A 25,705-nucleotide genomic window follows, 5' to 3' on the forward strand; every position below is an offset into this window, starting at 1 on the left:
GATGCCTTGATTGCCAGCAAGCTCGCTTCCACAGGGTTCAGCCTGATCCTTGTGGGAGCCAGCCTGCTGGCGATGGTCGTCAACGATAACGCCTGCGGCCTGGATAAACGCGACGCACTTGAGTCCATCGTCGGAACGCCGCCCGGAGCCGGCTCGCTCTACAGGTATGGCGTTACATCCCCCTGTAGGAGCCAGCCTGCTGGCGATGGTCGTCAACGATAACGCGTGTAACCTGGATAAACGCGGCGCACTTGAGTCCATCACGAGAAGCCTCGCTCCTACAGGTATGGCGTCACATCACCCTGCAGGATGCAGCTCGCGATGATGTCGGCCCAGGCATCATCATCCTTCCTGATACCCCCTCATTCACCTGCACCCGTTAGCCCTGCAGTTAACAAAACATAACGTGCCGTCGATTGTCAGCCCTTCAAAAACACCGATAGGATAAGCCAGCTTCCGAAGGGGCTCTGGATTGCGGGTTTCGGGACTATGCTCCGAAATAGCCAATCACAACGAGCACCCTGTCGGCGCCCTGAAAGGTTGAATGACCTAACAATAATAATGGGGGATGGTCTATGAGTGAGCCTGTCATGGGTGTGGGTATTTGCCGCCCGCCGGCATTACGCAAATTCGCGTTGCTGGCCACAGCGCTCTCGCTGTTTGGCTGTGCCGTGGCGTCGGCACCCGTGCTGGCCGCAGACGCGCCGGCATCCGACGTTGTTTATTCCGTTGAATCGGCCAAGGCCAGTAAAAGCCTGATACTCGATGTCGTGCACGCCGGCCCGCGCCTGGTGGCGGTCGGGGATCGCGGGCACATCCTGTATTCCGACGACAAAGGTACGACCTGGCTTCAGGCCAAGGTGCCCACCCGGCAACTGCTGACATCGGTGTTTTTTGTCGATGACAAGCACGGTTGGGCCGTCGGTCATGACGCGCAGATCCTCGCCAGCGAGGACGGTGGCGTCACCTGGACCAAGCAATTCGAAGATCTCAAACGCGAATCGCCGCTGCTCGATGTCTGGTTCAAGGACGTCAACAGTGGCTTTGCTGTGGGCGCCTATGGGGCGTTGATGGAAACCACCGACGGCGGCAAACACTGGGAAGACGCCAGCGATCGCCTGGACAACGAAGACCAGTACCATCTCAACGCCATCACGGCGGTCAAGGATGCCGGGCTGTTCATCGTTGGCGAGCAGGGCAGCATGTTCCGCTCCGCCGATGGGGGCCAGACCTGGGAAAAACTCGAAGGCCCGTACCAGGGCTCGCTGTTTGGAGTGCTCGGCACCGCACAGGCCAATACGCTGCTGGCTTACGGGCTGCGCGGCAATCTCTATCGCTCCACCGATTTCGGCAGCACCTGGCAGCAAATCGAACTCAAGGCTGAACGCGGAGACCTGGAATTCGGTCTGTCCGGCGGCACGCTGCTCGATGACGGTTCGATCGTGATCGTCGGCAACGGCGGTTCGGTGATCAGCAGCAGCGACAACGGCGAGACTTTCAGCGTATTCAATCGTCGGGATCGCATTTCCCTCTCGTCGGTCGCTGCCGCCGGGAATGGCAATCTGATTCTGACCGGACAGGGCGGCGTTCACGCCACTTCGCCAAACGGCGCCGAGCTGGGCAAATGAGCCGGGTTAATAATAAGAAGGCGGGGCTATGACTTCCTTGAGCACTCATCATCAGGACAAGGCGACGTTTCTTGAGCGCCTGATCTTCAACAACCGCCCGGCAGTGATCACGATCTGCCTGCTGGTCAGCATCTTCCTGTTCTGGCAGGCGACGCTGATCCGGCCATCCACCAGCTTCGAGAAAATGATCCCGCTCGAGCATCCGTTCATTCAAAAGATGATGGAGCACCGCAACGATCTGGCGAACCTGGGCAACACCGTGCGGATTTCCGTGGAAGCCACCGACGGTGACATCTTCTCCAAGGAATACATGGAGACCCTGCGTCAGATCAACGACGAGGTGTTCTACATCTCCGGCGTCGACCGTTCCGGCCTGAAGTCGCTGTGGAGCCCGAGCGTGCGCTGGACCGAAGTGACCGAGGAGGGCTTCGCCGGTGGTGAGGTGATTCCGCAGAGTTATAACGGCTCCCAGGCCAGCCTCGACTTGCTGCGCAACAACGTGCTCAAGTCCGGACAGGTCGGGCGCCTGGTGTCCAACGATTTCAAGTCGAGCATCGTCGACATCCCGCTGCTGGAGGCCTACCCGGACCCGCAGGACCAGGGCAAGTTGCTGGCGCTGGACTACCGCAAGTTTTCCCACGAACTCGAAGACAAGATCCGTAACAAGTTCGAGGCGCAGAACCCCAACATCAAGATCCACATCGTCGGCTTCGCCAAGAAAGTGGGCGACCTGATCGATGGCCTGGTGATGGTGGTGATGTTCTTCGGCATCGCCTTCGTCATCACGCTGATCCTGCTGTACTGGTTCACCAACTGCATGCGCAGTACGGTGGCCGTGTTGAGTACGACGCTGGTGGCGGTGGTCTGGCAGCTCGGGTTGATGCACTTCTTCGGCTTCGGGCTTGATCCCTACTCGATGCTGGTGCCGTTCCTGATCTTCGCCATTGGTATTTCCCATGGCGTACAGAAGATCAACGGCATTGCCCTGCAATCCAGCGATGCGGACAACGCCCTGACTGCTGCGCGCCGCACCTTCCGCCAACTGTTCCTGCCGGGGATGATCGCGATCCTCGCGGATGCGGTGGGGTTCATCACGTTGCTGATCATCGACATCGGCGTGATCCGCGAGCTGGCCATTGGCGCGTCGATCGGCGTGGCGGTGATCGTGTTCACCAACCTGATCCTGCTGCCGGTGGCGATCTCCTACGTCGGCATCAGCAAGCGCGCCGTGGAACGCAGCAAGAAGGATGCTCACCGCGAACACCCGTTCTGGCGTCTGCTGGCCAATTTTGCCAGCGCCAAAGTCGCGCCGGTGTCCGTCCTGCTGGCACTGATCGCCTTCGGTGGCGGCCTCTGGTACAGCCAGAACCTGAAAATCGGTGACCTCGACCAAGGGGCGCCGGAGCTGCGTCCGGACTCGCGTTACAACAAGGACAACAACTTCATCATCAGCAACTACTCCACCAGCTCCGATGTGTTGGTGGTGATGGTCAAGACCAAGGCCGAAGGCTGCTCGCGCTACGAAGCCATGGCACCGATCGACGAACTGATGTGGAAGATGCAGAACACCGAGGGCGTGCAGTCGGCGATTTCCCTGGTGACTGTGTCCAAGCAAATGATCAAGGGCATGAACGAGGGCAACCTGAAGTGGGAAACCCTGTCGCGTAACCCGGACGTGCTGAACAACTCCATTGCCCGGGCCGATGGTCTGTACAACAACAGTTGTTCCCTGGCGCCGGTACTGGTGTTCCTCAACGATCACAAGGCCGAAACCCTGAATCGCGCCGTGCATGCGGTGCAGGAGTTCGCCAAGGCAAACAACAAGGAGGGTCTGGAATTCATCCTCGCCGCCGGTAACGCCGGTATCGAGGCGGCCACCAACGAGGTGATCAAGGAATCCGAGCTGACCATCCTGATCCTGGTCTACATCTGCGTGGCGACCATGTGCATGATCACCTTCCGTTCCTGGGCGGCGACCTTGTGTATCGTGCTGCCGCTGGTGCTGACATCGGTGCTTGGTAACGCCCTGATGGCCTTCATGGGCATCGGCGTGAAAGTCGCGACCCTGCCGGTCGTGGCGCTCGGGGTGGGGATTGGCGTGGACTACGGCATCTACATCTACAGTCGCCTGGAAAGCTTCCTGCGTGCCGGCCTGCCGCTGCAAGAGGCGTACTACCAGACGCTAAAGTCCACCGGTAAGGCCGTACTGTTCACCGGTCTGTGCCTGGCCATCGGCGTGTGCACCTGGATCTTCTCGGCCATCAAGTTCCAGGCCGACATGGGGCTGATGCTGACCTTCATGCTGCTCTGGAACATGTTCGGTGCACTCTGGCTGCTGCCAGCGCTGGCACGCTTCCTGATCAAGCCTGAGAAACTGGCGGGGCAGAAGGGCAATTCGCTGTTTGCTCACTGATCCAGTTGAAATGAAAAAGCCGCAACCCTGGTTGCGGCTTTTTTATTTCTCACATTCACACCAGCCCCCACAGGGTTCTTCGGTGATCAGGCAGGATCGCTGCCCAGCACCACATTCAATGCGTTACGCGCATCGTCGAGTTGTACCAGGGTCGCATGTCGTGCACCCAGCGCATCGCGATTTTCGATGGCGGTCAAAATCGCCTTGTGCCGTGGCAGCGCCAGTTCATGCAGGTTGGGCCGCTGGTTCGAGTGCTTCAGCGCTTCGGCAATGGCCACCGAGAGCATGTTGCACAGGTTGGCCAGCAAGTCGTTGTGGGTTGCGTCGGCGATGCGGCTGTGGAAGTCCAGGTCCGGTTGCAACAGCGCTTCCGGCGTCGGCGCGGCTTCCATGCGTTGGTAGGCCTCACCGATGGACGCGATATCGGCCTCCGTGGCGAATTGCGCGGCCAGTGCGGCGGCGGCCGGTTCGATGATGCTGCGCACGCTGGTCAGCAGATCGAAGAACTGGTTCTGTGGACTGCTTTGCATCAGCCAATGCAGCACGTCCGGATCAAGCATGTGCCAGTCTTTGCGCGGTTTGACCACGGTGCCGACCCGTGGACGGGAATACACCAGGCCTTTGGCGACCAGCACCCGAGTGGCTTCGCGCAACACCGGCCGGCTGACGGCATATTCCTCACACAACAGAGCTTCGGCGGGCAGTTTGTCATCGGGCTTGAAGCGTCCGGAGACGATCTGCATGCCCAGTTCCTGGACGATGCGCGAATGCATGCTTTTGCGGTCGGAGGGTTTGCGGTAGTCCATGGGGAACGGCGCGGTCCTGTGCGATGGAGATGCCGGGCATGATAGCAGGCGCGGTGGGTGACGGTCGCTAGAGTGGCGTATAGCGACTGTAGGAGCGAGCCTGCTCGCGATGGACGTGAACGATCACGCGTGCTGTCTGAAAGCACGCGTCGCCTTCCAGTTCATCGCGAGCAGGCTCGCTCCTGCAGGGGGCGGGGTTAGTGGGAGTGACGTGGCACTTCAGCCCCACGGCAGCCGACCAGGAAATCGAAGTCGCAACCCTGATCCGCCTGCAAGACATGGTCGATGTACAGCTGGCGATAACCACCCACCAACAGTTGCTGCGGCGGTTGCAGATCCGCCATGCGCGCCGCCAGTTCGGCGTCCGGAATGTCCAGGTGCAGGCGGCCGCTGGCGCAATCGAGTTCGATCCAGTCGCCTTCCTTCACCGCCGCCAGGGGGCCGCCCGCAGCCGCTTCCGGCGCTACGTGCAGGACAACGGTGCCATACGCGGTGCCGCTCATGCGTGCATCGGAAATACGCACCATATCGGTCACGCCCTGGGCCAGCAGTTTGGCCGGCAGGCCCATGTTGCCGACTTCGGCCATGCCTGGATAACCCTTGGGGCCGCAGTTTTTCATGACCAGGATCGAGTTGGCGTCGACGTCCAGCTCCGGGTCGTTGATCCGCGCCTTGTACATGTCGAAGTTCTCGAACACCACCGCGCGTCCGCGATGTTGCATCAATTCCGGTGTGGCCGCAGAAGGCTTGAGGACCGCGCCGAGGGGCGCCAGATTGCCGCGCAACACGCAGATGCCGCCGTCGGCCCGAATCGGGTTGTCGAGGGTGCGGATCACCTCATCTTCACCGTAGATCGGCGCGTCCTTGGTGTTCTCGCCGATGGACTTGCCGTTGACGGTCAAGGCATTCGGGTTCGGGATCAGATTGGCCTCGCCGAGACGGCGCAGCACCGCCGGCAAACCACCGGCGTAGTAGAACTCTTCCATCAGGAAGCGCCCGGAGGGCTGCAGGTCAACGATGGTCGGCATGCCGCGCCCGATGCGGGTCCAGTCGTCGAGATCCAGTTCCACGCCGATGCGGCCGGCAATGGCTTTGAGGTGAATCACGGCGTTGGTCGAACCGCCAATGGCGGCGTTGACGCGAATGGCGTTTTCGAAGGCTTCCTTGGTCAGGATTTTCGACAGTTTCAGGTCTTCGCGGACCATTTCCACGGCGCGCATGCCGGACATGTGTGCCAGGACATAACGACGCGCATCCACCGCTGGAATCGCCGCGTTGTGGGGCAGGGAAGTGCCGAGTGCTTCCGCCATGCAGGCCATGGTCGAGGCGGTGCCCATGGTGTTGCAGGTGCCGGCCGAGCGGGACATGCCACCCTCGGCCGCGAGGAAATCGTCGATGGTGATGGTGCCGGCCTTGACCTGTTCGCTGAGCTGCCAGACCACGGTGCCCGAGCCAATGTCTTTGCCCTTGTGCTTGCCGTTGAGCATCGGCCCGCCCGTGACGACGATGGCCGGCACGTCGCAACTGGCCGCGCCCATCAACAGCGCCGGGGTGGTTTTGTCGCAGCCGGTCAGCAGCACCACGCCGTCAATCGGGTTGCCACGAATGGCTTCTTCCACGTCCATGCTCGCCAGGTTGCGGGTGAGCATGGCGGTTGGGCGCAGGTTCGATTCGCCGTTGGAGAACACCGGGAATTCCACGGGGAAGCCACCGGCCTCGATCACTCCGCGTTTGACGTGCTCGGCAATCTGGCGGAAATGCGCGTTACAAGGAGTCAGTTCCGACCAGGTGTTGCAGATGCCGATGATCGGCTTGCCATGGAACTGGTGGTCGGCGATGCCCTGATTCTTCATCCAGCTGCGGTACATGAAGCCGTTCTTGTCGGCCGTGCCAAACCATTGGGCGGAGCGCAGGGTGGGTTTCTTATCAGACATGATCGATTCTCTTATTGTATGACTATATTGTTCAAGCTTGTGCCTAACATAAGCTCAAATTGCCGTGTTTGGAAGTGTTGTTGAGTAAATAGTATTACTATATAGTCGATTTCAACGGAGGGATGGCCCTGACGGTTTTCCGTGAGAGGCGTCTCCCGAGTTTCTATAAAAACAACAATCGGAGACCGATCTCATGAGCCAGGAACTGCGGCTTATTCGCCGCATCACGCTGAAACTGATTCCCTTCCTGATCCTGCTGTACCTGATCGCCTATGTGGATCGCTCTGCCGTGGGCTTCGCCAAATTGCACATGGGCGCCGACATCGGCCTTGGCGATGCGGCTTACGGAATGGGCGCCGGGCTGTTCTTCATTGGTTACTTCCTGCTGGAAATCCCCAGCAACCTGATGCTCGACCGCTTCGGTGCTCGGCGCTGGTTCGCGCGGATCATGATCACTTGGGGCGCCATCACCATCGGCATGGCCTTCGTCCAGGGGCCGAACAGCTTCTATGTGATGCGTTTCCTGCTCGGTGCGGCCGAAGCCGGGTTCTTTCCGGGCGTTCTCTACTACATCACCCAGTGGTTCCCGGTTCGCCATCGCGGCAAGATCCTCGGGCTGTTCATCCTGTCCCAACCCATCGCGATGATGATCACCGGCCCGGTGTCCGGCGGTTTGCTCGGCATGGACGGCGTGCTCGGACTGCATGGCTGGCAATGGCTGTTCATCGTCATTGGCACCCCGGCGATCCTGCTGACTTGGCCGGTGCTGCGTTATCTGCCTGACGGCCCGCAACAGGTGAAATGGATGGACCCGGCCGAGAAGGCCTGGCTGACCGGCGAGCTGGAAAAAGACCTGGAACAGTACGGCCAGACCCGCCATGGCAACCCGTTGCACGCCCTCAAGGACAAGCGCGTGTTGCTGCTGGCGCTGTTCTACCTGCCGGTAACGCTGAGCATTTATGGCCTGGGCCTGTGGCTGCCGACGCTGATCAAGCAGTTTGGCGGCAGTGACCTGGTGACCGGTTTCGTGTCCTCGGTGCCCTACATCTTCGGGATCATCGGCTTGCTGATCATCCCGCGCAGTTCCGACCGTCTGAACGATCGCTACGGCCACCTCGCGGTGCTTTACGTATTGGGTGCCATCGGCTTGTTCTTCAGCGCCTGGCTGTCGGTACCGGTGTTGCAGTTGGCGGCGCTTTGCCTGGTGGCATTTGCGCTGTTTTCCTGCACGGCGATTTTCTGGACCTTGCCGGGCCGTTTCTTTGCCGGTGCCAGCGCGGCGGCGGGGATTGCCTTGATCAACTCGGTGGGCAACCTCGGCGGCTACATCGGCCCGTTCGTGATCGGGGCGCTCAAGGAATACACCGGCAACCTGGCCTCGGGTTTGTACTTCCTGTCCGGCGTCATGCTGTTCGGCCTGGTGCTGACCGGCGTGGTCTATCGCCTGCTGGAACGCAAGCATGTACTGCCGGCCGACGAATTTGCCGCCAGTGCGCGTGGGGCAACCCGCACCTGACCCATAAATGCAAATCACCACTATCCCTGTGGGAGCGGGCTTGCCCGCGATAGCAATCTATCTGGCACATGAATATTGAATGTGCTGCCGTCATCGCGGGCAAGCCCGCTCCCACAGGGAGTCAGGTGTGCCCAAGTTCTGTGTTTACAGGAGAAAGTTCATGCGTTTGGTTCAATTCGAATTGAGAAACGGCGAGCGCCGGGTTGGCGTGGTCGAACAAGGGCTGGTACACGAGGTGCAGGATGCGCACACGGTTCGTGACCTGGCACTGGCGGCGATCGAAGCCGGGGTCAACCTTGAGCAGCAAGTGAAAAGCCTCGGGCTGGGGATCAGCCATGACTACGCCGAACTGCTGGCACAATTGCGTATCCTGCCGCCGCTGGATCATCCGGACCCGGCGCACATGCTGGTCAGCGGCACCGGTCTGACGCACCTGGGCAGCGCTTCGGCCCGGGACAAAATGCACCAGCAAGCCGGTGACGAAGCGTCGATGACCGACACCATGCGCATCTTCAAATGGGGCGTGGAGGGCGGTCAGCCCGCGGCGGGTCAGGCCGGCGTACAGCCTGAATGGTTCTACAAGGGCGACGGCAGCATCGTCGTGCGTCCGGGCCAGCCGTTCCCGTTGCCGCCGTTCGCCGAAGATGCCGGTGAAGAACCTGAAATCAGCGGCCTGTACGTCATCGGTCACGATGGCAAACCCTATCGCCTTGGTTTTGCCGTGGGCAACGAGTTCTCCGACCACGTGATGGAGCGCAAGAACTACCTGTACCTGGCCCACTCGAAATTGCGCAGTTGCAGTTACGGGCCGGAACTGCGAGTCGGCGATCTGCCGCAGCATCTGGCTGGCACCAGCCGCATCCTGCGCGACGGTGAAGTGCTGTGGCAGAACGAGTTCCTCAGTGGCGAGGCGAACATGTGCCACAGCCTGGCCAACCTGGAGTTCCACCATTTCAAGTACAGCCAGTTCCTGCGCCCGGGGGACGTGCACATTCACTTTTTCGGCACCGCGACCCTGTCGTTCGCCGATGGCGTGCGCACCCGTCCCGGTGATGTGTTCGAAATCAGTCAGGCCGAATTCGGCGCGCCATTGATCAATGGCATCACGCCGGTCGAAGCGGCATTCGAACCCGGCTCCGTCGGCACATTGTGAGGAGTTACCCATGACCCGGATTCTTGGCCACAACTACATCGGCGGCCAGCGCAGCGCGTTGGGCACCGTCAAACTGCAGAGTGTCGATGCCGAAACGGGCGAGGCATTGCCCCACGATTTCTTCCAGGCCACACCGGCAGAAGTCGAGGCTGCCGCCAAGGCGGCGGCAGCGGCATACCCGGCTTATCGCCGCTTGAGCGCCGAGCGTCGCGCACAGTTTCTCGAGGCCATCGCCGATGAGCTCGATGCCCTGGGTGACGAGTTCGTGACGGTGGTTTGCCGTGAAACCGCGCTGCCAGCAGCACGGATTATCGGCGAGCGTGGCCGCACCAGCGGCCAGATGCGATTGTTCGCCAAGGTGCTGCGGCGCGGCGACTTCTACGGTGCGCGCATCGACCAGGCGCTGCCTGAACGCCAGCCGTTGCCGCGCCCTGATCTGCGCCAGTACCGTATCGGCCTGGGGCCGGTGGCGGTGTTCGGTGCCAGCAATTTTCCCCTGGCGTTTTCCACGGCTGGTGGCGATACCGCCTCGGCACTGGCCGCCGGTTGTCCGGTGGTGTTCAAGGCCCACAGTGGACACATGGCCACGGCCGAGCAGGTGGCCGATGCAATCATCCGCGCGGCGGAAAAAACCGCGATGCCGGCCGGTGTGTTCAACATGATCTATGGCGGTGGCGTCGGCGAGGCACTGGTCAAGCATCCGGCGATTCAGGCGGTGGGCTTCACCGGTTCGCTCAAGGGGGGCAGGGCGCTGTGCGACATGGCGGCGGCGCGTCCACAACCGATACCGGTGTTCGCTGAAATGTCGAGCATCAACCCGGTGATCGTGCTGCCACAGGCGTTGCACGTGCGCACGGAAGCCATCGCCCGTGGCCTGACGTCTTCGGTGGTGCAGGGTTGCGGCCAGTTCTGCACCAACCCGGGCCTGGTGATTGGCATTCGTTCGCCGCAGTTCACGGTGTTCCTGCAATTGCTGACGGACTTGATGGCCGATCAACCGGCGCAAACCATGCTCAACGCCGGAACCCTGGGCAGCTACGGCAAGGGCCTGCAGAAGCTTTTAGGTCATCCGGGCATCGAGCATCTGGCGGGGAGTGCGCAGCAAGGACGCCAGGCGCAGCCGCAATTGTTCAAGGCCGATGTCAGCTTGCTGATCAATGGCGACGAGGTGCTGCAAGAGGAAGTGTTTGGCCCGACCACTGTGGTGGTGGAAGTGGCTGATCAGGCACAACTGCACGCGGCCTTGAATGGGCTGCACGGTCAGTTGACCGCGACCATCATGGGCGAACAGGCGGACTTTGAGCAGTTCGGTGAGCTCACGGACTTGCTGGAGCAGAAGGTCGGACGAATCCTGCTCAACGGCTATCCGACCGGTGTCGAGGTGTGTGAATCGATGGTGCATGGCGGGCCGTATCCGGCGACTTCGGACGCTCGCGGCACGTCGGTCGGGACCCTGGCCATCGACCGCTTCTTGCGTCCGGTGTGCTTCCAGAATTACCCGGACAGCCTGCTGCCGGACGCGTTGAAAAACGCCAATCCGCTGGGCATTCAACGGCTGGTGGATGGCAAGCCGTCACGGGACGCAATCTAACCGCTGGTTACAGTCTCTGTGGGAGCGGGCTTGCCCGCGATTGCGCTGTGTCAGTTGACTGAAATGTTGACTGTGACGACGCCATCGCGGGCAAGCCCGCCCCCACGGTTTGTGTGCAACAGTCATCAAATGCATAAGCTATCATTGCGTCTTTCCCTTCCAAAGATTGATTGCCATGACTGCCGTAACCGACACCCTGCTCAATACCCTCTTGCACTGCGGTATGGTGGAAATCGACGGGCTGCACGCCTTTGAATTCTCCCTCGATGAAGACGACAACCTGCATATCGAATGCATGGACGGTCGAGCGGCCAAGCACTGGGCGTTCACCCCGGCGCAAATCCAGGCCGCGACCTTCGACAGCACATTGCAAAGCTGGCTGATCACCGGTGATTCTGGCGAACATCGCTTGGTATGCCTCGGTGACGTCTTCGGCGGTGACAACGACGACGATGACGAAGACGATGAAAATGAGGATGCGTAACTTCTGGCCCTTGTTAATGGCCGGCAGCCTGGGCGCGATGGGCGTTCAGGCGGCCATTGCCGACGAGTATCAACTGCTTGTAGGCTCCTACACCGCTGGCCAGAGCCAGGGCATTTATCGCCTGAACTTCGACAGCGCCACCGGACAGATCGACGCCAAACCCCTGCAAGTGATCAAGAGCGACAATCCCTCCTGGCTGACTCTGTCAAAGGATCAGCGCTATTTGTTTGCGGTCAACGAAAACGGCCCCGGCCAGAGCGATCCGGTGGGGCGTGTCAGCAGCTACGCGATCGACCCCAAGACCCATGAGCTGAGCCTGATCAATCAGGTGCAGAGCCTGGGCAACGAGCCGACGCATTCGAGTCTCAGCGCTGACGCCAGCCATCTGTTTGTCAGCAATTACTCGGTGGCCGAAGATCCGGGTGGCACCCTGGCGGTGTTGCCAGTCAGTGCTGACGGTGCGCTCAAGCCGGTGGTGCAGATGAGCAGTCATCCGGCCAGTCGGGTCAATCCCGAGCGGCAAATGTCGTCGCATGTGCATTCGACGGCCTCGTCGCCGGACAGCCGTTACGTGTTCTCCAATGACCTGGGCGCGGACAGGGTCTTTGCCTATCGCTTCGATCCCAAGGCCAACCCCGACCTGCCCTTGACCCCGGCCAACCCTGCATTCGTCCAGTTGCCTGCCGGCAGCGGGCCACGGCATCTGCTGTTCAGCGCCGATGGCAAACACGCGTGGCTGACCATGGAGATGAGTGCGCAGGTGGCGGTGTTCGATTACCGGGACGGCTCGCTTGAGCAGACGCAGATTGTCGATCTGGCGGCCGGCCAACCGGTGTCGGACAAGGCTGCCGCCGCGCTGCATGCCTCGGCGGACGGCAAATTCCTTTACGTCAGCAACCGTGGCACGGCCAATCAATTGCTTGTATTCGCCATCGACCCTGCAACCGGCCACCTCAAGGAACTGCAGCGTCGCTCCGTAGAGGGTGACCACCCGCGTGAGTTCAGCCTCGATCCCAGTGGCAAATTTGTGTTGATCGCCAACCAGAAAAGCAACGGGATTGTCGTCGTCGAGCGCGATGCCAAGACCGGTTTGCTGGGCAAAACCGTGCAGAAGTTGCCGATGGACGCCCCGAGCGATCTCAAGTTTTTGCTGCGACAATAGGCCGCAGGCCCCGGTCCAGGGGGCCTGCGTCGTTCTATCAATGACGCTGATATCTGGTACTTCTGCAAAGCATTTCAAGGCATCGACCCTTGAAGGTTAAGTTTGCTTCACGGCCCCACCGGGCAAGCAAGCCAACTGACTTCGAGGAATACCGCCATGAACTTCAATCTCTTCTCCGTAATCGCCGCTTCCGCCATCTCTGCTTCCGTTGCCCTGCCAGCCAGTGCCAACGTTGAAATCAGCGAGAAAAAATCCCACACCCAGAGCTACACCCAGAAATACCTGCAACAGAGCGCCAACTTCTACGCTGCGCTGGACCACAAAGCCCAACACTGAAAGCGCCTCCCTGCACCCTTTATGCAGGAGCGAAGTCACTTGCCAATCGACCGGTCACCGATCGAAAGGCGCTGAAGTGAGGTCGCTCCTGCATAACGCATTTACGACAGCATCAAATAGCCACTAATCTTCTGCTTGATATCATTCAGCCATGCGTTTAAATTTGACGCTGATTTTTTGACTCCTTCTCAAGAAAAGGATCGACAAGATGGCGATGCGTCTGGCTGTGGTGCTGCTATTCCTCTATTCCACTCCGATTTTATCCGCCGCAGAGCCTCTTTCTGGCGAGCCTGACGCTGCCCGCGAACGCTTGATGAGTTTTATCGAGGACTGACATAGTCCGCTTCAATGATCAACGAAGCTGATAGTTGCTATAGACGGTACTCGTTGGTTATCCGCGCTTTTTTGATCGATTCTGTGGACTCTGAAACATGTCCACGGAGAACATCATGGCCCGCGCAATCATTACTTCTGCCAAACATGGCGCCTATGTGGCTATCGGTCTTTACCTGGTCATGGTGTTGGTTGTCAGCCTTTCGCCGCAGTCGCAACGATCCTTCGAAGCGCCTATTCAAGTCGCACATCCTGGCATCCAGTTTGAGCACCGCGCGCACAACGCGATGGTCGACCAGGCGGATCTTGCTGGAGTCGGCGGCGCATGAAAGGTCACAGACTTTGGGTCATTGCCTTCCTGGCGTTCATGACCAATGGCGCGTCGCTGTTGGGGATCGGCCAGGGCTCGGCGGGCTCGGTGGCCCGGTCCATAGAGGCCAACCACAACATCGCCCGTAACATCGAAACCGCCAAGGCATTGGGCCTGCTGGCCGGCAACCCGCCGATCAAGCCTGAAAGCGGTTTTTTCGGGCCGTTCCAGGTTGATTGCTCGGCCATCGGCATGTGCGAAGTACTGGCCTGAATCACTGAATCACCACGCTCCCTGTGGGAGCGAGCCTGCTCGCGATGGTCGTGAACGATGACGCTGAGAACCTGGCACCGCGCGGCGCTCTCAGGTTTTTCGCGAGCAGGCTCGCTCCTACAGGGAATCGCGTTTACTTCGCCATGATCGACGTAAACAACTGCGACTCGATAAACCGCTGCAACCAGGCCTGTAACCGCCGATAAGGCGTCTGCGCGAACCACTCACGATCGACATGGGCGAACTGCCGTATGAACGGCATCAGCGCTACATCGGCGAGGGTGGGATGATCGGCCAGCAAGCAGGCGTGACCGTCGAGCATCTCGTCGAGCTTGCGCAAGAACACCTCACCCTCGGCGCGGTAAAACGCCATCGCGTGTTCGGGGTAACGTTCGGCGTATTTGTAGCGATTGAGATGCACCTTGAACGACTGGTCGTTTGCCTCGATCAGCGCGGCAATCGTCAGCTGTCCCTGCGGATCATCCTTGAGCAACCAATCCTGCGGATCGTTCTGCGCCAACGCCCAGCGCATGATCTCCAGGCTTTCATCGATGACCCGGCCGTCCACGTTCAGCACCGGCACCGTGCCTTTGCTCGACAGCGCGAGCATTTCGGCGGGTTTGGCCTTCAGACTGACTTCGACAATGCTCAATTCAACCCCTGAGTAGCGCAGGGCCATGCGCGCTCGCATGGCGTACGGGCAGCGGCGAAAGGAATAGAGCGTGGTCATTTCACCTCCAGGGTGCTGAGGCCATTACCCTGGCGGCGGACCTGAATCTGCACCGGGATCCGTTCATGCATTTCCTGCACATGGGAAATGACCGCGACCTTGCGGCCCTGGGCCTGCAGGCCGTCGAGGGCGTCCATGGCCAGTTGCAGGGATTCCGGATCGAGGCTGCCGAAGCCTTCGTCGATGAACAGCGATTCGATTTTCAGCGTGCTCGACGCCATCGATGCCAGGCCCAATGCCAGCGCCAGCGATACCAGGAAGGTCTCGCCACCCGACAACGAATGCACCGAGCGCAGTTCGTCGCCCATCTCGGTGTCCATCACCAGCAACCCCAGCATGCTGCCACCGCGCTTGAGGCGATAGCGGCGCACCAATTGGCGCAATTGTACGTTGGCGTGATGGACCAGCAAGTCGAGGTTGTAGGCCTGGGCGATCTTGCGGAAGGTGTCGCCGGTGGCCGAGCCGATCAACGCATTCAAACGCGCCCAGCGCTGGAATTCGGCATAAGCATCGGCAATCTGTTGCGCCAGGGCCTGATTGGCGTTTTGCCGGCGCTGATCTTCTGCCTGCTCGGCACGCAATTCGGCGCAGCGCTGTTCGCTGACGCTGAACTGGTTTTGCAGTTCTGCCAGCGCTGTGGCGAGTTGCTCGGCGTCGAGGTTACCGTTGTGCTGCGCCTGATGAGCGAGCAGGCGCTGGTCGCGCTCTTGCAGCAGCACTTTGGCCTGTTCGATGGCCTTTTCGCTGTTCTGCAAACGCTGGCGAAGCTCGCTCACGTGCGTGTCATCGACCCGCAGCAGGTCTTCGAGACCGCCGTCATCCAGCTCGGGATGACGGCCGCGCCAGTCGGCGATTTTGTCGGTGAGATCGCGATCTTCGATGTCCAGCGCCTGCAGACGCTCTTGCTGCGCCTTGAGTTCGGCGGCGATCTGCACGCGTTGCGTACGGACGTTTTGCAGTTCCTGCGCCGTTGTTGTTTCGGCACTGCGTGCTTGCTCTACGGCGTTTTCCAGCCCTTGCTGAAACTGCTCGGCGCTGCTGTGCTCGCCCAGCAAGTGCGCAAGCTGGAGCTGGCAAGCCTGTTGCTGCTCGGCCAGCGCACTGAACTGCTGCTCGGCGGTTTGCAGTTGTTGCACGCGGGTTTGCTGGCGATCTTGTTCTTTCTCAAGCGTCTGTTGACGCTGTTGCTGCTCGGCCAGCTCTTCTTTCTGCTGATCGAGTTGTGCGAGCCGTTCGGTGATCTGCCGATCCAGCTGCATGAACGTCGCAGCAGGTTCCATCCGTAGCGCTTCGAGGGTTTCGGCCGGCAACAGACTGCCGAACGCGGTGAGTTCCTCGTCGAGTCGTTGACGGTCACTGCTCAATTCGCGCTGCTGGTTACTCAGGTGCTGGGCCGCTTGTTGGTACGCTGTTTCGGCTTGGCGCAATTGCTGGGTCAAACGCGCGGCGTCTTGCTGCAAGGTGAGCAGGGCGCGCTGACGCTGTTCGTCCTGAGCGATGCTCTGGTTCAACTGATCGTTGTGGCGGGTCAGCCAGGCGTCTCGCTGTGCGGCGTCCTGATCCAGCAGTTGTGCGGCCAGAGGGTGGGCGCTGAGGCTTGGGGCCAAGGCTTGTTGCTGGGCGTTCAGTTGCTCCTGTTGTTGCAGCAATTCCTTTTGCTGGGCGATGACGCCCACCACCTCGGCGCGCAATTCGGTGAGCTTTTCCTTGAGCTGGTCGACGGTTTGTTGCGCGCTGGCCTGTTCGCTTTCGTCGTGGCGACCGAGGCTTTGCAACAGTGCTTCGGGCTGATGGTAAGGATGCTCTTGACTGCCGCAGACCGGGCACGGCTGGTCGTCCTGCAACTGCGCGCGCAACTCTTCGACACTGGCGCTGCGGGCCAGACGCTGGCGCTCCAGCAGTTCTCGGGTGACGTTGAAGGTTTGTTCGGCCACCGTCAGTTCGGCCTTGGTTTTTACCCCGTCCTGAGTCAGCCGGTCACGTTCCTGTTGCGCGGCGTGCTGGCGTTGTTGCAGTTCGGTGCCGCGCCTGTCCAGTTCCTGCTGGCTGGCCCACAGTCGCATCAGGTCTTCGACGGTGCGCAGCTGTTTCCGGTTGTCCTGCAACAGGTTGCCGAGGATGCCGATCTGCTCGGCCACCGCGTCCGGCTCGGCACCGGCCTCTTTAAACAGCACTTCAAGTTGCTGCTTTTGTGTAGCGAACTCCTCGGCGCTGCGGGTGGCGTTGTGTTCGAGGGTCGCGAGTTCGGCCTGGCCTTTGTTTAGACGGTTGCCGATCAGCATCAACTGTTGCAGGCGGTCTCTATAAGCATTCCAGGCATCGCCAAGCGATGCCAGATGGCCGCTGCGTTCCAGCTCGGTGGCGATGCGCTGCAAACGCTCGGCAACCTGGGTCTGCTTTTCCAGCAAGCTTTGAATGGCGCTTTGGCCTTGGAGACAGGCCTGTTCTGCAGTGTGCTTCGCGTCGGCGCTGAGGGCGGCTTCCTTGGCCAGGCGGGCGAGGGTGCTTTGCTCTTCGAAGGCCTGACGCAGTCGTGGAGCACTTTCGGTTTGCCGTTGTTGGGCTTCGCTCAGGGCGGTTTGCGTGGCCGTGAGATTGTGCTCCAGCACCGTCTGACGCTCAGTCAGCTCATGCTGTTGCCGGCTATGGGCAGCAATCTGCGCGGCCAGTGGCGTCAACAGTGCATCGAGTTCGGTTTTGCGGGCGAACTGGTGCCGCTGTGGAGCGAGATGTTCCAGCCGGGTCAGCTTCAGGCGCTCGTCGGCCAAACCTTCCCACTGCTGTTGGGCGCTGTGCAGTTGCTCGGTCGCTGCGTGCTGCGCGTCCTGCAACTGACGAAGATCCTTGAGCCAGGTGTGTTGCTGCTCAAGCTGCTTGAGTTGCGCCTGCTGCAACTTCAGCTGTTGCTGCGCTTCGTTGAAGCGTTCATCCAGCTCCGCACGGGCTTCGGGCGACAACGGGGTGACACCGCTGGCCTGGTCCTGCAGCAGTTTGTGCGCTTCGCGTGCCTCTTTGGTCTTGTCGAAGGCGCGACGGCCGAGGCGGGTGTAGAGCGCGGTGTCGGTGAGTTTTTCCAGCAGTTCGCTGCGGTCGTTGTCATCGGCCTTGAGAAAGGCGCTGAACTCGCTTTGGGCCAGCAGCACGGCGCGGGTGAACTGTTCGAAATTCAGGCCCAGGGCGGCTTCGAGTTGGGTCTTGTATTCGCCTTTCTGGCTGGCCAGCAGTTGATCCTGATCGATGTCACGCAGGCTCTGGCGACTGGCTTGCAACTTGCCACTGGCCTTTTCCCGGGCGCGGTTGGCTTCCCAGCGTGCGCGATAGCGGCGGCCGTCGACGCCGACGAAATCCACTTCGGCATAGCCTTCACCGGTGCCGCGACGCAGCAGGGTGCGCGGGTCACCGGTGCCGATTTCGCCATCGGCGTCCGGCACCTTGGCGTCGCGGCCGGTGTTGTTCAGGCGTGGAACCGCGCCGAACAGCGCCAGACACAGGGCATCAAGCAACGTGCTTTTGCCGGCGCCGGTCGGGCCGGTGATGGCGAACAGCCCGGCACTGGCCAAGGGTTCGGCGGTGAAGTCGATTTCAAACGGCCCCGCCAGGGAGGCGAGGTTTTTCAGGCGGATCGCGAGGATCTTCATGGCTGTTCGCTCTCCATCTGCACGTCTTGCAGCAGCTCGGCAAAGTCCTTGAGGGTTTGCTCGTCGACTTCGCTGCCGTAGTTGTCCTGCCAGGCACGACTGAACAGTTCCTGAGGCGTGAGCTGGTCCAGTTCGATCAACGCCGCACCGTCCTCGGCGCCGTCACGACTGCCATTGCCGGCGTACTCGGCGGCGATGCGCACCAGGCGCACAGCCTTGCCTTGCAGGGCGCTTTCCACCTGATGGCGCAAGTCAGGTTGCGGTTCGTCAAGGCGTACGCGGACTTCCAGCCAGGGCTGACGCTGCAAGTCGGCGAGCAGGTCGATGTTTGGCAGGTCGGCCAATTGCAACAGGATCTCCGCCAGCGGCGCCGGGCCGAGGCGCTGCAGGTTCACCGCGCGGGGGATGAGCTTGGGTTCGACGCTGACCAGGGTTTCGCCGTCGAGGGTGATGTCGAGAATCTGATGCTGGTAGCCGATTTCGGAGAACGACAACGGAATCGGCGAGCCGCTGTAGCGAATGCGCTCCTCGCCGTTGACCTTCTGCGGCTTGTGCAAGTGACCGAGGGCCACGTAGCTGATGCTCGGCCCGAACAGGCTGGCGGGCAGGGCTTCGGCGTTGCCGATGATCAGGCTGCGCTCGGAGTCTTCCGACACCGAACCACCGGCCATGTGCGCATGGCTGATGGCGATCAGCGCCTGGCCCGGCTGGCGTTTGGCATTGGCCGCTTCGATCAGCCATTCATGGACCTGGCCAATACCGCGCAAGTAGTTGTCGCCCAGATGCGCGCCGGTCACTTCCGCCGGGCGCAGAAACGGCAGCGCCAGGCACCAGCCGGCGATGTCGCCGTTGGCGTCCGGCAATGGCAACAGCAGGCGTTCGGCGTCCAGTTGCCCATCATCCAGCCACAGCACGCGCCCCAGGGCATGGGTGCGCAAGCGACGCATCAACGGCGCCGGCAGTTCGATCCGCGACCCGGAATCGTGGTTGCCGGCAATCATCACGATGGTCAGCAACGGCTGCTGCTCGTGGGCGCTGACAATGAAGTCGTAGAGGCGCTCCTGGGCTTTGACCGGCGGATTGACCGTGTCGAAGATGTCGCCGGCGATCAGCAGCACATCGGGCTGATCCAGCTTGAGCTGACGCAGCAGCCAGTCGAGAAAACAACCGTGCTCGAAATCGCGATCCTGGCCGTGCAGGTTCTGCCCGAGGTGCCAGTCGGAGGTGTGGAACAGACGCAAGGGCAACTCCGCTAGATAAAAGGTGATGGCCGCAGGGACAAATGACAGCGGCGAAAGGGGAGAGAGTTTACTGGCAAAAAAGCACGATCGCACCGCGAACCTGTGGCGAAGGAGCTCGCTCCCGCTGGGCTGCGAAGCGGCCCAAAATTCGCACGCCCACGGTTTTCAATGATAACGCGTCAAGCTGTTTACGATTGCTTCGCAACCGAGCGGGAGCGAGTGCCCTCGCCACAAAAGGTCTTTGCAATCAATGCAGTTGTTTATTTGGGATACAGCGGCGGCAAACCACTGTCACCCACCGGGTCCTGGACCCGCTCGGCAATCGGGATGGTGCGGATCGCCCGCCACAGCTCTTCGCCTTGCCAGTGTTGGCCGGTTTCGCTGTAGAGCGCGCCGTTGAGGCCGTCGAGGGCGTCGGACAGGGGGACGAAGCGGGCGGCCATGTCGGCCAGGGTTTCCGGTTGCTGCCGGGCCCAGGCGTCGAGGGCCTGGCGCGTGGCGTGGGGGTCGTTGGCCTGGCAGGCGCGCTTGAGGTCGTCGAGCACGGTACGCGGGCTCGGGCCGGTTTGTGCGGCTCGCGCGATCGCCGGTTGCCAGCGCGCGCGCCACCACAGGCCGAAGCCCAGCAAAGTGGTGCAAGCGAGGATCAGGGTGCTGAGTTTCCAGCGCCACAGGGTCTCGCTGTCGACCGTGGCGTTGGTCGGAGAATTGCCGGCCGGCGTGTCGACCATCAGGCTCGGATTGACCGAGACCTGCAGGGTTCTGGCAGGCAGGCTGCTGTGTTCCAGATGGTCTTCAAAGGTGTTCCACCAGACCACTTCGACCGACGGCAATTCGATCGGGCCGCTACGGGCCGGCACCAGCGCCTCGCGGTCTTCGCGACTGCCGACCAGGCCACGGTCGCTGTTCTGGTTGCCGAGCACCGGTTGATCCGGATAACGACGCAGACCGCTGGCCTCGGTGCCGGGCAGCGGTGGAAGTTGCGAACTGCCAAGGCCTTCGGCCTTGACGATCAGGCTGCGGGTCAGCGAATCACCGACCTGGACATGATCGGGCTCCGGGTTCCAGTTCTCGCTCAGGGTCAGGCTACGTGCCGGCAGCCAAGGCAGGTCGGCGGGGTAGGTGATGGGTTTGGCCTTGACCGTCAGCAGCCGTTCACTGGAGCTGACGCGCATCAGTTTGCCGGATTTCGGCGACTGCGGCGTGGCGTCCGGGGCGGGTTGTGCATCCACCAGGGCGGCATTGAAGATCTGCGCCGGGATGATCAATTCGCCACTGTGCTGCGGGTAGATCGCATAGCGCATTTCGATCACGCCGTGGCGCACGCCGTTGATGTCTTTCTCGTAGGTGCGCGACTCGCCGAGCTGCTCGATGCGTGCATCGGGAATCTGCAACGGCGGCAGGCTGCTGTCGTCGTACAGCGACACCGAGTGGTAGATGCGCAACGTCAGGATCGCCTGAGCCTGCACGTACACGCTGCTCTGATCGAGGCTGGCGTCGATGAAGACCGGGGCCTGTTTGTTCGGGTTGTCCTGGGTTTCGCTTTCTACCACTTGTACGGTGATCGGCTGGCTCTCGACCTCACCCAGTTTCAGCGGCGGAATCACCACGCTGCCCGTTTGTTTCGGCAGCAGCGTGACGATCCAGCGGGTCGTGGCGCGGTTGTCGCCACTGAGGGTGTTCAACTGGTTGACCTGGCGTGTGCCGCGCACGTCGAACAGCGGCTCCAGCGGCGCCAGGTCCGGCTTGCCGAACTGCGTCACGTCGGAGGACTCCAGGGTCAGTTCGATCGTCTCTCCGGAGCTCAGACGCGTGCGATCGACGCTGGCGACCAGCTCGGCTGCCTGGGTCTGAACGGTGCAGATCAGCAAGGCCGGCATCGAGGCGAGCATGTAGGCGGTGAAGCGGGTCATCGAGTTTTTCCCTGATCCTGATGTTGTTGCTGTTCGTACCAGAATTTGCGTCTGAGCAATTCGCCGGGGTCATCCGGGATCTGCCGAAGCCATTGCTCCAGCGCCTGCTGTTGTTCGCCCTCGATGCTGTCGTTGGCCGGACGCATGGGTGGCGTGGTGTGCTGTTCATCCCCCAGTTCGCTGCCCGGTACTTCATTGCTGCCGGGGCGCGGGGGGGTAGAGGGCGGTTGTTCGGCGGTGGTTTTTTCGTCTTCGCCCTCGGTTTTCGCTTCGCCAGTGTTCGACGGTTGCGTCGTGGCGCTGGACGGTGATTCTTGTGGAGGCGTCTGCGGCTCTTCACTGGAGGCCTTGTCCGGCTCGGCGGCAGGCGGGGTCTGCTTTTGCTTGAGCAGGTTTTCCACCAGCGCCTTGTTGGTCAGGGCCGGGCGCAAGTCCGGTTGGCGTTCCAGTGCCTGGTCGTAAGCATCCAGCGCCGCTTCCAGTTCACCACTCTTGGCCAGGGCATTGCCACGATTGTAGTGGGCGTGGGCGTCATTGCCTTCGGCGAACCGCTGGGCGGCGCCGGTGTAGTCGCCAGCCTCGTAAAGGGCCACGCCTTGCCATTGGTGATCTTCGAAATGCTGTGCCGCTTCTGCCGGGCGTTTCTGCTTGAGCAAGTGTTGACCCTGTTGGTCGGGGCGCAGCCACAGGTCCTGGAAGTCGAAGGCATAGCTCGGTTGTGGCAGCGCCAGCAACAGCGGCAGGCAGAACAGCCAGCCGCGACGGCCGGCGCAGGCCGCCAGCAGCAACAAGGGCAGCAGCAACCAGTAACCCTGATCGGCCCAGGTGTCCAGGCGCAGGGTCTGGCCGTCGTTGCGCAGGTTTCGCGGGCCGTCGAGCAGGCCGAGCTCACGCAGATCGGCATCGTCAAGGCGCGCGTGGCGATAATGTCCATCCAGGTCACTGGCGAAGGCTTTGAGGCCGGCGTCGTCCAGACGCGGCACCAGAATCGCGCCCTGTTCGTCCTTGAGAAAACTGCCATCGTCCTGAGTGATCGGCGCCCCTTCGGCGGTGCCGATGCCGAGCATCAGAAACTGCGTTGACTTGCCGCTCAGCGCACGGCGAATCTCCAGGCGTTCCTGTTCCGTGAGGGACGAGCCGATCAACAGGATCCGGCCATCGCCGAGCGCGGCCTGTTGCAGCAACGTCAGTGCCTTGACCACCGCGAGGTCGGCGCGATGGCCGGCTTCGGGCATCAGCGACGGCTTGAGTGCATCGAGCAGATTGCGGCTGGTGGCCAAATCGTCCGACAGGGGCACCAGGGTATGGGCACTGCCGGCGTATACGACGATGGCCGTCTGCGCATCACTGCGATTTTGCAGCAGGTCGAAGAGCTTGCGCCGGGCCTGTTCCAGCCGGTTGGGCTGAACGTCGGTGGCGAGCATCTCCGGGGTCAACTCCAGAAGCACCACCAACGGGTCGGCGGGTTTCTGGCTCAGTTGCTCGACACGTTCCCAGCTCGGTCCCAACAGTGCGAATACGGTCAGTAGCCAGGCCACGCCGAGGGCTATCCATGGCAGTTTGCTGTCGCGTCCGTTACCGCCACTGAGCAATGCCGCATGGAAGGCCGGGGGCAGAATCATCTGCCAGCGCCCGGCACGCTTCTGCCGATGCCAGAGTTGCCAGAGCAGCCAGCCAAGCAGTGGCAGCAATAACAGCCACCAGGGGCGGAACCAGTAGGGCCAGAGTGCGCTCATCGACGCCTCCGCAGGCGCAGGCGCTTGAGCCGCTCTCGCCAGTCGGGCAGTTGCGTTTGCAAAAACAGATCCTTGGTAAACAAACGGTGCAGCGGGTTATCCGGCCAGAGCTCGCGGGCCACCAACAGCATGCTCAACAACAGTGCCAGCGCCAAAGGCCACTGATACAGGGTCTCGGCCGGGCGGGCCTGGGTCGGTTGCTGTGCCACCGGCTCCAGTTGGTCGAGGGTGTCCTTGATCGCTTGCAGTTCCTTGCCGTCACGGGCCCGGAAGTACTGGCCGCCCGTGGTTTCGGCGATGGCTTTGAGGGAGGGTTCGTCCAGGTCCAGGCTCGGGTTGATCCCGAGGAATCCCAGGGTGCCACTTTGCTCCGGGTCGGCGCCGATGCCGATCGGGTAGATTTTCACCCCTTCCTTGGCCGCCAGACGCGCAGCGGTCAGCGGGTCGATCTGGCCGCCGTTATTGGCGCCGTCCGTCACCAGTATCAATACGCGACTTTGCGCCGGACGCTGGCGCAAGCGCTTGATGGCCAGACCAATGGCGTCGCCGATGGCGGTGTTCTTGCCGGCGATGCCGATGCGCGCCTCGTCGAGCCAGATACGCACGGTATGGCGGTCGAACGTCAGTGGCGCTTGCAGGTACGCCTGGCTGCCAAACAGGATCAAGCCGACCCGATCACCTTCGCGGCTTTCGAGGAAGTCGCCGAGCAGATGCTGGACCAGCGCAAGGCGGCTGACGTCATCGTCCTCCCATTGCATGTCGGGGAAGTCCATGGAGCCGGACACGTCCACCGCCACCAGCAGATCACGGCCGCTGGCGGCAATCGGCAGCGGCTCGCCCAGCCATTGCGGACGCGCGGCGGCGATCAGCAGCATCAACCACAGCAGCATGAACGGTGCCTGTTGGCGCCAGGCCGGCAGGTTCGCGCGAGCACGGCGGCGAGCCAGCCCTTCGAGGTCACTGAGGAAGCTGACTTTGAGCGCCGGCTCGCCGCTGTCGGCCACCGGCAACAGGATGCGCATCAGCCACGGCAGCGGCAGCAGGACGAAGATCCATGGCCAGGCGAACTCAAACATGTTTGCGAATCCAGATTTCGACGGCTTGGGTCAGGCCGGCGATGGCCTTGTCGTCGAGTTTGCATTCGGGCTTGTAGGCCCCTTCGACCAGCACCATCCAGCGGGTCAGGCCGGCCGCCGGGCAGCGGTTGTCCAGAAATGCCAGCCATTTGCGCCCGTTGAGGGTGTGGCTCTGGCTGTAGGGATAGTGGTTGCGGCACAGGCGCTTGAGCAGGCCGTTGAGCTGTTGCAGCCAGGCGCCTGCCGGTGCGCCGTCGTAGGGCTTGGGCATCATCGCCAGTTCCGCCAGTGCGGCGAGGCGCACCGGGTCCAGCGGTTGTTCGGCGCGCACGATCGGGCGTTTGTCGGGAATCAAGCGTCGCAGCTTCCACAGGCCGAAACCGATCAAAGGCAGCAGTAACAGCAGTGACCACCAGCCCGGCGCCGGTGGCCAGAACCCGATGGCCGGCGGGGTAATCAGCGGTTGCAGTTGATCGAGACCGTTCATCGACCTTTCCCCGGTTTCTGTGGGTTCAGGTATTCGCGCAATTGTTCGACCATCTCGCTTTGGGTGCTCAACGGCATCAACAACACGCGCAGCTTTTGCGCGAGCAACTCCCAGCGGGCAATGCGCACTTCGGCCTGGGCACGGTAGGTCTGGCGCAGATCGAAGTTCAGCGTGTCGAGTTCGAGTTGTGCGCCACGTTCGGCAAAGCGCAACAGCCCGGCGGCGGGCAGGGCATGATCCAGCGGGTCGGACAGTGGCAGCAGCAACAGGTCGCAATGGCGCGACAACAAACTCAACTGCTGTTCGGCGCTTTCGGACAGGGCCCGCTCGTCGCAGATCACGATCACCAGGCTGCCCGGGCGCAACACTTCCCGGGCGCGGCGCAAGGCAATGCCGAAGGCATCGCGGGACGGCTCGCTTTCGGTGTTCAGGGACTGGTTGACGCGCACCAGTCGGTTGAGCAATTGCAGCAGGCTCTGCTTGCTGCGCCGGGGTTTGATTTCGTAATGCTCGTTGTCGCCGAACACCAGCCCGCCGACCCGATCGTTATGACCCAGCGCCGCCCAACCGATCAGGCTCGCGGCCTGGGCGGCGAGCACCGACTTGAACATCAGCCCGGAGCCGAAAAACAGCCGCCGGCTTTGCTCGACCATGATGAAGATCGGCCGCTCGCGCTCTTCATGGAACAGCTTGGTGTGCGGTTCTTGAGTTCGCGCGGTGACGCGCCAGTCGATGGTGCGTACGTCGTCACCGGCCTGGTAGACCCGCACCTGATCGAAATCCACGCCCCGTCCGCGCAGCTTGGAGTGGTGCAGGCCGATCAGCGGGCTGCGCTGGCTCGGCGTGGAGAATAACTGCACTTCACGTACGCGATGGCGCATCTCGATCAGCTCGGCGAGCGTGACGCGGATACCCGGTTGGGACGGCAGGGGGACGTTCATCGGG

The 25,705-nt window shown here is 61.7% G+C and carries 21 protein-coding genes and 1 pseudogene; 12 read left to right on the forward strand and 10 right to left on the reverse strand.

Annotation, left to right across the window (positions count from 1 at the left end):
* Nucleotides 1–575 precede the first annotated feature (575 nt).
* Both BLV61_RS29040 and BLV61_RS29045 read left to right on the forward strand, forming a co-directional pair.
* Nucleotides 576–1,628, forward strand: coding sequence for a WD40/YVTN/BNR-like repeat-containing protein (locus BLV61_RS29040; protein ID WP_047528352.1), 1,053 nt, complete (start codon nt 576–578; stop codon nt 1,626–1,628).
* Nucleotides 1,629–1,656: 28 nt separating this feature from the next.
* Complete coding sequence (locus tag BLV61_RS29045) at nt 1,657–4,041, forward strand: efflux RND transporter permease subunit (RefSeq protein WP_047528353.1); 2,385 nt, start codon at nt 1,657–1,659, stop codon at nt 4,039–4,041.
* Between the two features lie 86 nt (nt 4,042–4,127).
* On the opposite strand, the gene BLV61_RS29050 is transcribed toward BLV61_RS29045, so the two are convergent.
* Together BLV61_RS29050 and BLV61_RS29055 are read right to left on the reverse strand one after the other, a co-directional pair.
* A complete protein-coding gene (locus BLV61_RS29050) occupies nt 4,128–4,847 on the reverse strand; it encodes a FadR/GntR family transcriptional regulator (RefSeq protein WP_047528355.1) in 720 nt (239 codons plus the stop codon).
* A gap of 197 nt (nt 4,848–5,044) precedes the next feature.
* Complete coding sequence (locus tag BLV61_RS29055; RefSeq protein ID WP_011334608.1) at nt 5,045–6,781, reverse strand: IlvD/Edd family dehydratase; 1,737 nt, start codon at nt 6,779–6,781, stop codon at nt 5,045–5,047.
* Nucleotides 6,782–6,974: 193 nt separating this feature from the next.
* Here BLV61_RS29055 and BLV61_RS29060 point away from each other — a divergent pair, with 193 nt between their 5' ends.
* The 10 genes and pseudogenes from BLV61_RS29060 to BLV61_RS31745 all read left to right on the forward strand — a co-directional run.
* Nucleotides 6,975–8,297, forward strand: a complete 1,323-nt coding sequence (locus tag BLV61_RS29060; protein ID WP_090469265.1) for an MFS transporter — start codon at nt 6,975–6,977, stop codon at nt 8,295–8,297.
* A gap of 160 nt (nt 8,298–8,457) precedes the next feature.
* The gene (araD1, locus tag BLV61_RS29065) at nt 8,458–9,450 is read left to right on the forward strand and encodes an AraD1 family protein (RefSeq protein WP_047528362.1); all 993 of its coding nucleotides are present in this window, start codon (nt 8,458–8,460) and stop codon (nt 9,448–9,450) included.
* A gap of 10 nt (nt 9,451–9,460) precedes the next feature.
* The gene (locus BLV61_RS29070) at nt 9,461–11,041 is read left to right on the forward strand and encodes an aldehyde dehydrogenase (NADP(+)) (RefSeq protein WP_090469268.1); all 1,581 of its coding nucleotides are present in this window, start codon (nt 9,461–9,463) and stop codon (nt 11,039–11,041) included.
* 175 nt (nt 11,042–11,216) lie between these two features.
* Nucleotides 11,217–11,525, forward strand: a complete 309-nt coding sequence (locus BLV61_RS29075) for a DUF5629 family protein (protein ID WP_090469272.1) — start codon at nt 11,217–11,219, stop codon at nt 11,523–11,525.
* A complete protein-coding gene (locus BLV61_RS29080) occupies nt 11,518–12,687 on the forward strand; it encodes a lactonase family protein (protein ID WP_090469275.1) in 1,170 nt (389 codons plus the stop codon). The genes BLV61_RS29075 and BLV61_RS29080 overlap by 8 nt, the downstream gene beginning before the upstream one ends.
* A 156-nt stretch (nt 12,688–12,843) precedes the next feature.
* Nucleotides 12,844–13,023, forward strand: coding sequence for a hypothetical protein (locus BLV61_RS29085; protein WP_090320901.1), 180 nt, complete (start codon nt 12,844–12,846; stop codon nt 13,021–13,023).
* 208 nt (nt 13,024–13,231) lie between these two features.
* Nucleotides 13,232–13,357, forward strand: a complete 126-nt coding sequence (locus BLV61_RS31920) for a hypothetical protein (protein ID WP_269082042.1) — start codon at nt 13,232–13,234, stop codon at nt 13,355–13,357.
* A gap of 115 nt (nt 13,358–13,472) precedes the next feature.
* A complete protein-coding gene (locus tag BLV61_RS29090; RefSeq protein ID WP_047528372.1) occupies nt 13,473–13,685 on the forward strand; it encodes a hypothetical protein in 213 nt (70 codons plus the stop codon).
* Entirely contained in the window at nt 13,682–13,939 is a 258-nt protein-coding gene (locus BLV61_RS29095) for a hypothetical protein (protein ID WP_047528375.1), read from the forward strand. The genes BLV61_RS29090 and BLV61_RS29095 overlap by 4 nt, the downstream gene beginning before the upstream one ends.
* Before the next feature lie 44 nt (nt 13,940–13,983).
* A pseudogene (locus tag BLV61_RS31745) lies at nt 13,984–14,061 on the forward strand (outer membrane lipoprotein carrier protein LolA); the annotation flags it as partial.
* A gap of 11 nt (nt 14,062–14,072) precedes the next feature.
* On the opposite strand, the gene BLV61_RS29105 reads toward BLV61_RS31745, so the two are convergent.
* The 8 genes from BLV61_RS29105 to BLV61_RS29140 form a co-directional block, all read right to left on the reverse strand.
* The gene (locus BLV61_RS29105; RefSeq protein ID WP_090469282.1) at nt 14,073–14,669 is read right to left on the reverse strand and encodes a glutathione S-transferase; all 597 of its coding nucleotides are present in this window, start codon (nt 14,667–14,669) and stop codon (nt 14,073–14,075) included.
* On the reverse strand, nt 14,666–18,307 hold the full coding sequence (locus tag BLV61_RS29110; RefSeq protein ID WP_090469286.1) for an AAA family ATPase: 3,642 nt from the start codon (nt 18,305–18,307) through the stop codon (nt 14,666–14,668). Before BLV61_RS29110 ends, BLV61_RS29105 begins: the two co-directional genes overlap by 4 nt.
* Nucleotides 18,304–19,548 (reverse strand): exonuclease SbcCD subunit D C-terminal domain-containing protein, encoded by a 1,245-nt coding sequence (locus BLV61_RS29115; RefSeq protein ID WP_090469289.1) that lies wholly within the window; start codon nt 19,546–19,548, stop codon nt 18,304–18,306. Before BLV61_RS29115 ends, BLV61_RS29110 begins: the two co-directional genes overlap by 4 nt.
* 260 nt (nt 19,549–19,808) lie before the next feature.
* On the reverse strand, nt 19,809–21,461 hold the full coding sequence (locus BLV61_RS29120) for a BatD family protein (RefSeq protein ID WP_090469292.1): 1,653 nt from the start codon (nt 21,459–21,461) through the stop codon (nt 19,809–19,811).
* On the reverse strand, nt 21,458–23,197 hold the full coding sequence (locus tag BLV61_RS29125; protein WP_090469295.1) for a tetratricopeptide repeat protein: 1,740 nt from the start codon (nt 23,195–23,197) through the stop codon (nt 21,458–21,460). The genes BLV61_RS29120 and BLV61_RS29125 overlap by 4 nt, the downstream gene beginning before the upstream one ends.
* Nucleotides 23,194–24,273, reverse strand: coding sequence for a vWA domain-containing protein (locus tag BLV61_RS29130; protein ID WP_090469298.1), 1,080 nt, complete (start codon nt 24,271–24,273; stop codon nt 23,194–23,196). The genes BLV61_RS29125 and BLV61_RS29130 overlap by 4 nt, the downstream gene beginning before the upstream one ends.
* Complete coding sequence (locus BLV61_RS29135) at nt 24,266–24,760, reverse strand: DUF4381 domain-containing protein (RefSeq protein WP_090469301.1); 495 nt, start codon at nt 24,758–24,760, stop codon at nt 24,266–24,268. Before BLV61_RS29135 ends, BLV61_RS29130 begins: the two co-directional genes overlap by 8 nt.
* Nucleotides 24,757–25,701, reverse strand: coding sequence for a DUF58 domain-containing protein (locus BLV61_RS29140; RefSeq protein WP_090469304.1), 945 nt, complete (start codon nt 25,699–25,701; stop codon nt 24,757–24,759). The genes BLV61_RS29135 and BLV61_RS29140 overlap by 4 nt, the downstream gene beginning before the upstream one ends.
* Between the last annotated feature and the right edge of the window lie 4 nt (nt 25,702–25,705).

The sequence above is a fragment of the Pseudomonas mohnii genome (genome assembly GCF_900105115.1).
GTDB classification, from domain to species: domain Bacteria; phylum Pseudomonadota; class Gammaproteobacteria; order Pseudomonadales; family Pseudomonadaceae; genus Aquipseudomonas; species Aquipseudomonas mohnii.